The sequence below is a fragment of the Nostoc sp. CMAA1605 genome, assembly GCF_021596505.1.
Lineage (GTDB): Bacteria > Cyanobacteriota > Cyanobacteriia > Cyanobacteriales > Nostocaceae > Trichormus.
On record NZ_PJIZ01000147.1, the window covers coordinates 1 to 11,945 of the forward strand.

At 39.8% G+C, this 11,945-nt stretch carries 14 protein-coding genes; 8 read left to right on the plus strand and 6 right to left on the minus strand.

Annotated elements, in window-relative coordinates; translation table 11 throughout:
- Positions 1-235: 235 nt before the first annotated feature.
- On the minus strand, positions 236-1,003 hold the full coding sequence (locus CV014_RS28405; RefSeq protein ID WP_236145074.1) for a type I restriction endonuclease: 768 nt from the start codon (positions 1,001-1,003) through the stop codon (positions 236-238).
- Between the two features lie 77 nt (positions 1,004-1,080).
- Positions 1,081-2,035 (minus strand): IS630 family transposase gene (locus tag CV014_RS28410; protein ID WP_236140973.1). Its coding sequence is split into 2 segments (ribosomal slippage): positions 1,081-1,693 and positions 1,692-2,035, totalling 957 coding nucleotides; the frame shifts between segments, so codons are not numbered across the junction.
- 394 nt (positions 2,036-2,429) lie between these two features.
- Here CV014_RS28410 and CV014_RS28415 point away from each other — a divergent pair.
- The 6 genes from CV014_RS28415 to CV014_RS28440 all read left to right on the plus strand — a co-directional run bounded on the left by CV014_RS28415 (position 2,430) and on the right by CV014_RS28440 (position 7,070).
- On the plus strand, positions 2,430-2,648 hold the full coding sequence (locus tag CV014_RS28415; protein WP_236145075.1) for a hypothetical protein: 219 nt from the start codon (positions 2,430-2,432) through the stop codon (positions 2,646-2,648).
- A gap of 102 nt (positions 2,649-2,750) precedes the next feature.
- The gene (locus CV014_RS28420) at positions 2,751-2,945 is read left to right on the plus strand and encodes a DUF6888 family protein (RefSeq protein ID WP_015136493.1); all 195 of its coding nucleotides are present in this window, start codon (positions 2,751-2,753) and stop codon (positions 2,943-2,945) included.
- Positions 2,942-3,496 carry a DUF6887 family protein gene (locus CV014_RS28425; RefSeq protein WP_236145076.1) on the plus strand — a complete coding sequence of 185 codons (555 nt, stop codon included), beginning with the start codon at positions 2,942-2,944 and terminating at the stop codon, positions 3,494-3,496. The genes CV014_RS28420 and CV014_RS28425 overlap by 4 nt, the downstream gene beginning before the upstream one ends.
- Before the next feature lie 318 nt (positions 3,497-3,814).
- Positions 3,815-4,576 (plus strand): TVP38/TMEM64 family protein, encoded by a 762-nt coding sequence (locus CV014_RS28430; RefSeq protein WP_236145077.1) that lies wholly within the window; start codon positions 3,815-3,817, stop codon positions 4,574-4,576.
- Between the two features lie 42 nt (positions 4,577-4,618).
- The gene (locus CV014_RS28435; RefSeq protein WP_236145078.1) at positions 4,619-5,359 is read left to right on the plus strand and encodes a TVP38/TMEM64 family protein; all 741 of its coding nucleotides are present in this window, start codon (positions 4,619-4,621) and stop codon (positions 5,357-5,359) included.
- A 160-nt stretch (positions 5,360-5,519) separates the two neighbouring features.
- Positions 5,520-7,070, plus strand: coding sequence for a mercuric reductase (locus CV014_RS28440; RefSeq protein ID WP_236145079.1), 1,551 nt, complete (start codon positions 5,520-5,522; stop codon positions 7,068-7,070).
- On the opposite strand, the gene CV014_RS30275 is transcribed toward CV014_RS28440, so the two are convergent.
- Together CV014_RS30275 and radC are read right to left on the minus strand one after the other, a co-directional pair.
- Positions 7,067-7,189 (minus strand): hypothetical protein, encoded by a 123-nt coding sequence (locus CV014_RS30275; RefSeq protein ID WP_268964945.1) that lies wholly within the window; start codon positions 7,187-7,189, stop codon positions 7,067-7,069. The two genes, CV014_RS28440 and CV014_RS30275, sit on opposite strands and share 4 nt — an antisense overlap.
- Positions 7,190-7,921 (minus strand): RadC family protein, encoded by a 732-nt coding sequence (gene radC / locus CV014_RS28445; protein ID WP_236145080.1) that lies wholly within the window; start codon positions 7,919-7,921, stop codon positions 7,190-7,192. It abuts the gene before it with no gap.
- Between the two features lie 135 nt (positions 7,922-8,056).
- Here radC and CV014_RS28450 point away from each other — a divergent pair, with 135 nt between their 5' ends.
- Positions 8,057-8,392 carry a XisI protein gene (locus tag CV014_RS28450; RefSeq protein WP_236145081.1) on the plus strand — a complete coding sequence of 112 codons (336 nt, stop codon included), beginning with the start codon at positions 8,057-8,059 and terminating at the stop codon, positions 8,390-8,392.
- A 53-nt stretch (positions 8,393-8,445) separates the two neighbouring features.
- Here the strand turns inward: CV014_RS28450 and CV014_RS28455 are convergent, their stop codons facing one another.
- Positions 8,446-9,387 (minus strand): phosphoribulokinase, encoded by a 942-nt coding sequence (locus CV014_RS28455; protein WP_236145082.1) that lies wholly within the window; start codon positions 9,385-9,387, stop codon positions 8,446-8,448.
- A gap of 289 nt (positions 9,388-9,676) precedes the next feature.
- On the opposite strand from CV014_RS28455, the gene CV014_RS28460 reads away from it, so the two are divergent.
- Positions 9,677-11,278 (plus strand): peptide ligase PGM1-related protein, encoded by a 1,602-nt coding sequence (locus CV014_RS28460; protein WP_236145083.1) that lies wholly within the window; start codon positions 9,677-9,679, stop codon positions 11,276-11,278.
- A gap of 79 nt (positions 11,279-11,357) precedes the next feature.
- On the opposite strand, the gene CV014_RS28465 is transcribed toward CV014_RS28460, so the two are convergent.
- Positions 11,358-11,945, minus strand: a 588-nt coding sequence (locus CV014_RS28465; protein WP_236145084.1) for an ABC transporter permease, incomplete at its 5' end; no start/stop codon positions are given.

Below are 11,945 nucleotides of genomic sequence, written 5' to 3' on the forward strand. Positions count from 1 at the left end.
ACCATCTACATCAATAATGCCGATATATTTTTTACTGGACTTAAACCAGAGTCGGCAAACAGTTTTAGATACCTTATTATCAAAGTTGATGCCAAAATAGTTTTTGTAGCTCTAGATTGAAGCTGGCTAATATCAATAACTTCTCGTAAAATAGCCTTCACAATTAAAAAACCTTCCATTTCTTCCTCTGTTATAGAAATTTCATTATCAGATAAGGAAGAATCTGCTTCTGTGTCTACTTCTGTATCTTGATTAGAAGTAGATTGTGCGCTGAAGTTATAGTGTCAGGAAGATCAATAGCTGATTTTAATCTATCTGTGATTCTGTCATTAATAAATTCCTTGAGAGAACGCTTTGTAATTTCTGTAAATTTATCTGTGACTGATACAGTTAATCTTCCTGTGTATACTTGGCTAGCAAAAAATTTAACAAATTCCGGTGATGGTTCAGTAAGCTGCTCTGCCATAAGTCGCTTAATCTCTTTTGTATAAAGAAGATTTTTGGCAAAATCTGCCATCTGCTCAGGATTAAACGCTATTTTAGAAAACCGTTTAAGCTCATGCACCATAGATTCATTAAAATCCATCATGTTGAACTCGAAGAATGGTTTCTCATCCATAACATTAGTTTTCTCTGTATCAGTATAAAACCTATAGAGAATACCATTAGTTAAAATACCAAACTTAGCTTCTGTCGCGTGAAAGTATCTGTGTAATTGTGAGCTATGTTTTGGATGTTCTAGACTCGCCCCACACCATTTACATTCAATAAGAATGATAGGAACACCATTCATGTTAATTGCATAATCTACTTTTTCTCCTTTTAAACCAGGTACATCAGCCGTAAACTCAGGGCAAACTTCTGTTGGATTAAAAACGTTATACCCTAGTGCATTAATGAAAGGCATAACAAAAGCGTTTTTGGTAGCTTCTTCAGTCAATACTTGCTCTTTTAGTTTTGGTATTTGCTGAGAGACAGCTTTTATTTGATCAATAAAATCCATAGTTTTTAGTAGATGAAACTAGTTAGAATACGAATGCAAGTAACCTATTTTTAATAGCTAAATAAATATAGCCTTTCTCAGTCTAGTGAAGTACAATAACAACAATGAGTAAACCAATTAAAAATATCATCTAAAGAGACTTGGCTAAAAGCAGTTTCAATTGCTATTACTAAATCTGGATAACTCCTAGCACCGATAGAACGGAGTGCATTCTTAATCTTTGACCAACAATTTTCAATGGGTGAAAAATCAGGAGAATACGGTGGTAAATAAATCAACTTAGCTCCAGCAGATTCGATGAGTTTTTCAATATCCCCACCTTTATGAATTGAGCAATTGTCCATGATTACATAATCACCTTTCTTCAGTTTCGGAACTAGTTTTTGCGAAATATAAGCCTCAAATGTTAGACCATCAGTCGCTCCTAAAATACTGTATTGGCTAACGACTCCTCTCAAACCAATTGCACCAATTATCGAAACATTTTTACTACGTTTTTGCGGTCTTTGACCATGCGCTCTTTCACCTTTTTTGGCACGAGCAGACTGTCTGTCCAAAGATAGATTCGCTCCGGCTTCATCTAGAAATATCAGCTTTTGGGCTGGTATTCCTCGTATTTGTAGCCAAAACTGTAATCTTAACGATTGAACTCTTGGAGTATCTTTTTCTGCGGCGTGCAATGTTTTTTTTTAAGCTAATTTCCATCCTCTTTAACATTCTGTCTACTGTCGAAATTCCAATGGTTATTCCTGTTTTTTGTTTGAGTAGCTCCCGAATTTCTGATAAAGTGGCATCATTTTTGGCTTCTACTATTTCCTGAAGCACATTCAATTGCTGAGAGTTTAGCTTTGGTGGCGTTTGTTGTGTTCTGACTTTCGGTGCGATATTTCCTGTTTCTCTATACTGTTTCAGTAATTTCTCTATAAATCCTAAAGTTACACCAAATCTTTCTGCTAACTTTCGTTGTGATATTCCATCTTTTAAATATGTATCCAGTATCTTTTGACGCAAATCGAGGGAATATGCTTTCATTTTTACCCTAGACTAGTATGTACAGCTTTATTTGCTCAATTGTACTTCAGCAGACTGGGAAAGGCTATAAGTAAATTTGCATTATAAATTACATCATCACCGTAATATTATCTCTGTGCCACCGAGTTATTACTGTTCTTAAACAAAGGTTTTACTGACAAAAATCTGGTAAAATTACTTACAGAAATAAGACTTATTGTTATCCCGTTCAAGAGAAATATGTAGGGTGCGTCAGTGCAAGAAAACCTAGTTAAACCAAGAAATTTTTATACTGACGCACCCTACCGACTCAATGTTAGTGGAGTAGTGCGATGGGCTACGCCCCACCGGAGGCGATCGCACGAAATATTTTGATAAGCTACGATCAACACAAGTTGGCAATTACTGTTAATTTATGGAAACATCAAAATTTACTACTCAGAGAGATAACACACAACTAGAAACAATAGACATCGCTGTAAAACCTCAAAGCATAAACCGACGCGAGTTTATGAAATTGCCATTAGAAGAAAGGCGGCGCATACTAGCAGAACAAGCCGAGCAAATATTACTACATTACCAACAAGATAAAGAGTGGCAAGAATTAGAGACAGGAAACTTGCTTGACTACTAGCTCTCCTACTTTTTAAACGGCGCGATATTACGAAATAGGTAATTGACACTTAAAGTCACTCAAGTATTATTATACTCAATAATAATATCCTGCCCGAAGGACATGAAGCCTACAAACGAACAAACCCAGGGACTCTACAGACTGTGTTATCGACTAACAAATGTCATTTATCCTGGATGGCAATGCAAAAGCATCGAACTTGTTAGAGTAGATGAACGTACTGGCAATTTATATGTACTTGCGGCTGGAGAAGATATGGACTTCGAGATTAAACCAACCGGAGGCTTTGAACCATGACAACAACTAAGTACCAAGCAATGAGCTTGAATGAATTACGCCGCTATGTTCTTACCCATCGAGAAGATATTACAGCTTTTCATGTGTATATTGATCGTTCAAAGTCTGAAGGCAGAATGATCAGTTTAGATATAAATGATGAGAATTGGGAAGACAAAGTTAAAAAGGCAATCAAAGATAGTTCAACTGCTATTCGTTGGTACTGTGACAAAACAGTAGAAAATAGCGTTGAAGTTAAAACAATTAGTCAATGGTGGAGTCAGTTAAATAATAAAGGCGTTATGCTATATCACATTACCGGAATGGAAATTGATAAAGAAACTGGTATTTGGGAAGCAATTCAACTTACCCCACCAGTGCAATTAAAAATTGTTGAGCCACGTTTAGAAATTGGAAAATTTACTACATTAGTTCAATACAAAGACCAAGATGGATTTCCCAATCAAATAGAGGCAGTTGCTATTGATTTAGATATTGAAAAGCAAAATTTATTTATTTGGCCAAATACATCAGCAGAAGTCTTTATTTTTTCTCAAGAGACAACCTTATGATATTACATAAAAATTTCTGGAGCTAGATTAATCAGTTTTGAGTGCATGAGCTGTGTTAGCTGACTATAGATATCGCTGTTAGTGGAGTAGTGCGATGGGCTACGCCCCGCCGGAGGCGATCGCACGCAACATTTCGATCAGCTACGATCAACATGAGCAGTTGACTTATTCTGTCTTCAGCTATTTCTCATCTAAGTGGCTTATCCTAGTGAAAGGGGTAATAAGAACCGGAAAATTCAGGAATACAGGAATATTCGGTTGTTTTACTCAATATTACCCTTAATTATTGGATAGAAACAGTAACACTTAGGTCATCCCATGATTCCCAAGTATCAACCGCGATTCAATGGTAAGCTCAAACTGCTGCTGTTATTTATTTCGGTAGTCCTCTTAATTATCGCTGCTCAACAATTTAACTTTCCAGGAATTTTACAAACACTCGTCGCTAGGGTTAATAGTTTGGGTGTTTGGGGAGCGATCGCCTATATAATTATTTACAATTTAGCAACTTTATTATTTATTCCAGGTTCCTTACTCACACTGAAAGCCGGGTGTTTATTTGGTGTTGTGTGGGGTTCAATTTATGTATTAATTGCCGCACTTATCGGCGCAACTTTAGCCTTTCTTATCGGTAGATATTTATCACGCGATTGGGTGACTCGTCTACTAGATAAATATCCTAAATTTAAAGCAATTGATCAAGCTGTGGCTCAAGAAGGCTGGAAAATTGTTTTATTGACTCGACTATCACCTATCTTTCCTTTTAACTTGTTAAATTACGCCTTTGGAGTTACACAGATTTCTCTTAAGGACTATATTTTAGGTTCTTTAGGGATTTTGCCGGGAACTGTGATGTATGTTTATATTGGGTCTTTAGCTACTGATTTGGCAACTCTAGATAATACTCATCAACAAGTTACACCAGAAGCCAAAATGCTACAGTTGGCAATGCAAATTATCGGTTTAATTGCTACTGTTGGTGTCACTATATATGTAACTAAAATTGCTCAAAAAGCTCTAGCGAAAAGTATGGTGATAGAGGTAGAGGGCAGGGAGCAGGGGGCAGGGGAAAAGAGTTAGAAGAAAAGAATTATAAGGAAAGATTTATAGGATAATAAATTAATGGGAAATATATTTAATTACAAGATTATTAGATTATTTAGTTTAGTATTTTTGACAGTGGCAATTTCTGTGTTGGTAAATACAGATTTTGCTGTAGCCCAGACTACAAATGATGTGAATCTCTGGAATCCTCAAACTCTTTTACGTCAGGCTTTGCAGTGGATTGATAGTTTGGGAACAGTCGGCGCGATCGCTTTTACTGCACTATATATAATTGCTACTGTTGCTTTCTTACCTGGCTCAATCCTCACCTTGGGTGCTGGTGTGGTGTTTGGCGTAGTTTGGGGTGCAATTTATGTTTTCATTGGTGCAACCTTGGGTGCAACAGCTGCTTTCTTGGTGGGACGTTATTTAGCACGGGGTTGGGTAGCCAAGAAAATCGCTTATAACAAAAAATTTGCCGCCATTGACAGGGCTGTGGGTAGAGAAGGTTTAAAAATTGTTCTGTTAACCCGACTTTCCCCCATATTCCCGTTTAATCTCTTAAATTACGCCTTCGGAATTACAGGGGTTTCACTTACTGACTATTTTATTGGCTCTGTGGGCATGATTCCCGGAACTATCATGTACGTTTACATTGGTTCGCTTGCCGGAAACCTCGCTATGATTGGGACTGAAGGTCAACCCACTAACCCTACAGCACAATGGATAATTCGCATCGTGGGTTTTATCGCTACCGTCGCCGTCACCATCTACGTCACCCGCATTGCTCAAAAAGCCTTAGAAGAAGAAATTTCGTAGAGGGTATGAGTGCTGAGTGCTGAGTGCTGAGTAATGAGTAATAAGTAATGAGTAATAAGTAATGAGTAATAAGTAATGAGTAATAAGTAATGAGTGATGACTAATGACTATTGACCATTGACCATTGACCATTGACCATTGACTATCGGAGATACCATCAATGTCTAATTCTGAGCTAGAGAGAGTTATTATGCGCCCGGTGGATGAGTATAACCAGAAGTTGGTGGGTTATGTGCATCCGCCTAATTGGGTGAATCCTCAACCGGCTGATTGTTATGACTTGGTGGTCATTGGTGCGGGAACTGCGGGGTTAGTGGTGGCGGCTGGTGCGGCTGGGTTGGGTTTGGGGTTGAAGGTAGCATTAATTGAAAAGCATCTCATGGGTGGGGATTGCTTGAATGTGGGTTGTGTCCCATCTAAAACGATAATTCGGTCGGCGCGGGTGGTGGGGGAAATTTGGAATGCGAAGAATTTGGGTGTGAATATTCCCAAACAACAAATCGAAATTGATTTTCCTACCGTTATGCAAAGAATGCGGCGCATTCGGGCGGGAATTAGTCATCATGACTCAGCAGAGCGTTTTTCATCCTTGGGTGTGGATGTATTCTTAGGTAGTGGTCGTTTTGCTAGCAAAGATACGGTAGAAGTCGGCGGTAAAATCCTCAAGTTTAAAAAAGCAGTAATTGCTACTGGTGCGCGGGCGGCAAAACCAGCCATTCGGGGATTAGAAGCGGCTGGTTATTTAACGAATGAAACGGTGTTTTCTCTCATCCAAAAACCTGGACGGTTGGCGGTAATTGGTGGCGGGCCTATTGGTTGCGAATTGGCGCAAGCATTCCGGCGTTTGGGCTGTGAGGTGGTGCTGTTCCATAGTGGTTCTCATGTCCTGAATAAAGAAGATGGGGACGCAGCGCAAGTTGTGCAGCAAGCTTTAATCCAAGAAGGTATTCGTTTAGTTTTAAATTGCAGATTAGAAGAAGTCGTGACAGTTACGGAAGGTAAGCGACTGTATTTTTCTGTGAATGGTTATCGAGATTCGGTGACAGTAGATGAAATTCTAGTGGGTGCTGGACGCGCGCCCAATGTGGAAGGACTGAATTTAGAAGGTGTGGGTGTAGAGTATGACAAACACCAAGGTGTGAAGGTGAACGATTATCTGCAAACCACCAACCCAAAAATTTATGCGGCTGGGGATATCTGCATGAATTGGAAATTTACCCACGCAGCCGACGCAGCCGCTAGGATTGTCATTAAGAACACCTTATTTTCTCCCTTCGGCTTGGGAAGGTCAAAGTTGAGTAGTTTAGTTATGCCGTGGGTGACGTACACTGACCCAGAAATTGCCCATGTTGGGTTGTCTGAGAGGGAAGCTAGAGAAAAGGGAATTGATGTAGTGACAATAAAAATTCCTTTTAGTAGTGTAGACCGAGCGATCGCAGACGGACAAGAAGAGGGATTCTTGAAAATTCACCACAAAAAAGGTTCTGATGAAATCATTGGTGCTACAATTGTCGCTAGCCATGCAGGCGAGACGATTTCAGAAATCACCACAGCAATTGTTCATAAAATCGGGCTAAGTAAACTCAGCAGTGTCATTCATCCCTACCCCACCCAAGCGGAAGCAATTAAAAAAGCCGCCGACGCTTATCGCAGGACACTATTAACACCAAGGACTAAAAAAATCTTAGGATTGTTAACTAAATTTTCTTAATTAGGGGTGTAGGGGTGTAGGGGTGTAGGGGTGTAGGGGTGTAGGGGTGTAGGGGTGTAGGTGGAAGACTTTACCAGTCCCCAATCCCCAGTCCCCAGTCCCCAGTCCCCAGTCCCCATTCAATCCCCTTGCGGATACTCATTCCATAGAGTTGTAATCTCGCGTAGACTTTGATGATTCCCATTCCCCAAAATCAAATGATCTAACAACGGTATCCCTAATAATTGCGCCCCTGCTAACAGTTGGCGTGTTAATTCTATATCTTCTGGACTAGGTTCTACATTGCCTGAAGGGTGATTATGAGCAATTATCGCCCGTGTTGCGCCTTGACGAATCACTTCCCGAAAAATTTCACGGGGAGAAGCTAAGGTTTCGGTGGCTGTACCAATGCTAATTACTTGTGTCCCCAGGAGACGATTTTTCACATCTAATAATAAGACAGCAAATCTTTCTTGTGCTTGCCACATGAGGTCTTGACTCAAAGCCGCCGCAGCCGCCATTGGGCTATCAATTGGTGTACGGTCTAAGGGACGAGATTGGAAGGCGCGTTTACCTAATTCAATGGCAGCTAAAATGGTGGTGGCTTTAGCAGGGCCAATTCCTGGTATCTGCATTAACTCCGCAGGTGTGACTTCTCGCAACACTGCTAAAGGGTCACGTTGATGTTTGCTTAATTCTTGTAAGATATATTGCCCTAAACCCACGGCGGAAAGTTTACCAGGCCCTTGTCCTGTACCTAAAAGAATTGCGATTAATTCGGCTGTAGCGAGGATTTTCGGCCCATAGGTCATTAACCGTTCACGGGGACGCTCATTTTCAGGTATATCAGCAATTCTTAGGCAATAGGTCATAAAATCACTACAAAAATAGCCACCGTAGATGCAACTATTTTTATTTATGCCCTGTTTGCGATCGCAATTACCCTATCTTGAGGAAATCTTTAAATTTCAGCTTATTTATGACCCAAACAGTGAGGTGATCCTAACATGGAAAAGATAGACCAGTATCGTACATATATCCAACACTTATTAACTGAATACGCCAAAGGAAGCCCATCAGATGATAAAGTCGAAACACAACTAATTTTTGATAGTGAACAGGATCATTATCAGGTTGTTTATACAGGTTGGAAAAATCGCCGACCAATGTATGGCTGTGTCTTACATCTTGATATCAAGAATGACAAAATTTGGATACAGTATGATGGTACAGAAGTTGGGATTGCTAATGAGTTAGTTGAATTAGGAGTTCTCAAGGAAGATATTGTTTTAGCATTTCATGAGCCTTTAGTCAGACAGTATACAGGGTTTGCAGTTGGTTGACTGAAAAACAAACCGCATCCTTTGGTGGGTACGGTTTGTTAACGATCATAAAATTACTGAAACATTTGTGTGGCTTTGAGCATATGGTAAGTAATAATTAGCTGTGTCAGTGCGAGGGGGTAACTTTGTAGAGTTTCTCCAGTTGTACCGGCGATTTTACCAATTTCGGGGTTGCTTTCGCGATCGCATACACTTCTTAAGTGAGGCATATCTGAACAGATAATATGTTCTAATTTATTTACCTGTTCTAAGGTGGCGTGACCATCCACTGCTAGGACATCTACGGGTTTACTCATGTCTCGGTCTAATCCCAGGCGAATCGCTGACCCATCATTATTATTGTCGGTCAAATTAATAATGGGGGTAAAATCTGGGTGGGGAATGGTGGGACGTAAAACTAAACGCACATTTAAATGTCCGTTGGTTTCATCGCTTGCACCTTCTGGTGGATAGAAACTCACCACTATATCCGACCATTGTCTTTGAGGACGAATAAATTGTTCGGAATCTGGTTCGCGTTTTTCTAATTCTGCTAATACTTGTTCTGGGGTGTAGCCGCGTTTTTGGGTGTCTCGTTTAACTTTCCATTTAGCGCGTAAGTCTTCTGGCGGTGCTAGGTAGACTTTAACATCATAACAATCACGGGCTGCACGGGTAGAATAACCAAGCAAGCCTTCGATAATGACAAATTTATTCGGTTTTATATACTGTGGGGCTTCAAAAGTCCCTGTTTTGTGACTATAAACGGGTTTAAGAATGGGTTGACCTGTACGCAGCAAAGATAAATGCTGCTGCATGATATCTAAATGATTGCAGTCTGGGTGTAGGGCTGTAATCCCAATTTCTGCCCGTTGCTGGCGGTCATATTTGTGGTAATCATCTGTACAAATGAGTGTGACATTTTCTGTACCTAGTACCTGAGCAATTCCTCTAGTGAGTGTAGTTTTTCCCGCAGCACTATCACCAACAATACCAAGAATTATTGGACGACTCATTTGTACCCCCCAATACCAGCAAGTTTAATCATTAATTTTGCAAAGCATTTTTTTATATTTTAGAGGTGTTTTGCAAAAGTATATCAATCATAAAGTTTTGTGCAACATCTCTACACATAATTGGGAATAGGGAATGGGGAATGGGGAATAGGAACTAAGCTTTTTTGAGTTTTATTAAAGTTTCCCAGGTGTTAGATAAAAGAAGTATTGCGATATCTGCATAATGGCAGTTGCTTTGAGATATACCAGAATAGTAAGCTGCGTTGGGATCATGATGGGGTATGAATTTATGGTGACAATAGATGTTGCAAAATTAGAACAAATTGATCAGTTTCACAATCTGCAATTAACTTTGCGCGATCGCTGGAAAACTATCGAACTATTTGATACTGGGGAAGCTGATATTATTGTGGTTCCTTCTTTAAGTATTGACCAGCGTGAGATCCAAAAGGTAGAGGGTTTTGAACATTATGAAGAAAGGTTACTTTTTGCTCTGATGCGGTTAAGAAATCCCCGCACTAGGTTAATTTATGTAACTTCAATGCCCTTACATCCCAGCATTATTGATTACTATTTACAATTACTTCCTGGTATTCCTTTTTCTCATGCACGTAATCGCTTACTCTTGCTTTCAACTTACGATTCTTCACCTAAACCCCTAAGTCAAAAAATTTTAGAACGTCCGCGATTAATCGAAAGAATTCGTCAAGCTATCAGATTAGAAAAATCATTGATGGTCTGCTACAATTCGACTGATTTAGAAGCAGAATTATCGCTCAAATTAGACGTACCATTATATGCGGCTGCACCAGAGTTGCAAATTTGGGGGACAAAAAGTGGTAGTCGGCAAATTTTTGCTCAAAGTGGTGTTCCTCACCCTGATGGTAGTGAATTAGTCTGGAATCCTCAAGATTTAGCAGAAGCAGCTAGTGAGTTATGGGAACGTCAGCCAACATTACAACGGATGGTAGTCAAACTCAATGAGGGGATTTCTGGAGAAGGAAACGCACTCCTTGATTTGCGTCCCATCATGCACTTAGCACCAGGACAAGGTACTCATTTAGAAAGAGTAGCAGCAATTAGCGATCGCTTCTCTACCATGCGCTTTCAAGCTAAACAAGAAAATTGGCTGAATTTTGCGGGAAGAATTGCGGAATTAGGTGCAATTGTCGAGGCTTTTATAGAGGGAGAAATCAAACGTTCTCCTAGCGTTCAAGGACGCATTACTCCTACTGGAGAAGTCGAAATCCTCTCTACCCATGACCAAATTCTCGGCGGCCCCGACGGACAAATTTATCTCGGCTGTCGCTTCCCCGCCGATGAAAGTTATCGTTTACAACTGCAACAATTAGGATTGAAAGTTGGGAGAAAATTAGCAGAAAAAGGTGCTTTAGAAAGATTTGGTGTAGATTTTATTGTTGTTGATGTAGGTAAGGGTAAATGGGACATCCAAGCAATTGAAATTAACCTTCGCAAAGGTGGTACTACCCATCCCTTCATGACCTTAAAATTATTGACAAATGGTCGTTATGACCTATCTACAGGGTTATTTTATAGTCAACAAGGTCGTCCTAAATATTACATTGCTACAGATAATCTGCAAAAAGACCGCTATCGAGGATTATTACCTAATGATTTAATGGATATCATCGCCCATCACAGATTACACTTCGATAGTTGCACAGAAACCGGCACAGTTTTTCATCTCATGGGTTGTCTATCTCAGTTTGGCAAGGTGGGATTAACTAGTATTGGTGATTCACCCCAACAAGCAGAAGATATCTACAACAAAGTTATTAAAGTCCTCGACACAGAAACCAAGGCGGAAACTCCGAATTTTTCGCTGTTTTCAGATTACACTTTCCCTGTAATTTGGGATGGGTATAGTTGAATAGAATTATGGGGGTATAAGCAAAGAGAAGATAAATTACAACTCCCTTATACCCTCATACCCCTACACCCCTAAACCCCTAACTTAACTGATTGCGAAATTTATTCACACTAATAGTTAATAAAACAACAGCAAAGGCGACTAACGCTAAAACATTCATCCATAGCACATCTAAACCCACACCTTTAAGTAAAATTCCCCGCACGATCGCAATATAATGACGTAGGGGATTGAGTAGAGATAAGACTTGGAAGACAGGAGGCATGGCTTCAATGGGTGCGATCGCGCCAGAAGTCTGTACCATTGGTAAATTAATGAAGAAAGATGTCAGCACTACTTGCTGCTGGGAACTACTGATAGTAGCTAACATAATCCCTAAGCTAATTCCCACAAATACATACATACTGGATAATGCCAGAAATAATAGAAAATTACCACGAAATGGCACATGAAATATTACCGTTGCTATAGTGATAGCCAGTAAAACATCCCCCATTAATAAAAATGCTAAGGGAAAAATTTTAGACAATAATATTTCCCAGTTTGCCGCCGGTGTCATTAATAATTGTTCTATAGTTCCTGTATCTTTCTCCCTCACAACTGTAACTGCTGACACTAATGTGCTAATTAATGTCAACACTAAACCCATAACTCCTGGTACGAAAAC

What these genes read in the sequence shown, in the direction of transcription:
- CV014_RS28455 (WP_236145082.1), bottom strand. Translation starts at nt 9,387, where the DNA reads ATGAGTCGTCCAATAATTCTTGGTATTGTTGGTGATAGTGCTGCGGGA.
- CV014_RS28425 (WP_236145076.1), top strand. Translation starts at nt 2,942, where the DNA reads ATGACAACAACTAAGTACCAAGCAATGAGCTTGAATGAATTACGCCGC.
- radC (WP_236145080.1), bottom strand. Translation starts at nt 7,921, where the DNA reads ATGACCTATTGCCTAAGAATTGCTGATATACCTGAAAATGAGCGTCCC.
- CV014_RS28415 (WP_236145075.1), top strand. Translation starts at nt 2,430, where the DNA reads ATGGAAACATCAAAATTTACTACTCAGAGAGATAACACACAACTAGAA.
- CV014_RS28420 (WP_015136493.1), top strand. Translation starts at nt 2,751, where the DNA reads ATGAAGCCTACAAACGAACAAACCCAGGGACTCTACAGACTGTGTTAT.
- CV014_RS28430 (WP_236145077.1), top strand. Translation starts at nt 3,815, where the DNA reads ATGATTCCCAAGTATCAACCGCGATTCAATGGTAAGCTCAAACTGCTG.
- CV014_RS28460 (WP_236145083.1), top strand. Translation starts at nt 9,677, where the DNA reads ATGGTGACAATAGATGTTGCAAAATTAGAACAAATTGATCAGTTTCAC.
- CV014_RS28405 (WP_236145074.1), bottom strand. Translation starts at nt 1,003, where the DNA reads ATGGATTTTATTGATCAAATAAAAGCTGTCTCTCAGCAAATACCAAAA.
- CV014_RS30275 (WP_268964945.1), bottom strand. Translation starts at nt 7,189, where the DNA reads ATGGGGACTGGGGACTGGGGACTGGGGACTGGGGATTGGGGACTGGTA.
- CV014_RS28440 (WP_236145079.1), top strand. Translation starts at nt 5,520, where the DNA reads ATGTCTAATTCTGAGCTAGAGAGAGTTATTATGCGCCCGGTGGATGAG.
- CV014_RS28435 (WP_236145078.1), top strand. Translation starts at nt 4,619, where the DNA reads ATGGGAAATATATTTAATTACAAGATTATTAGATTATTTAGTTTAGTA.
- CV014_RS28450 (WP_236145081.1), top strand. Translation starts at nt 8,057, where the DNA reads ATGGAAAAGATAGACCAGTATCGTACATATATCCAACACTTATTAACT.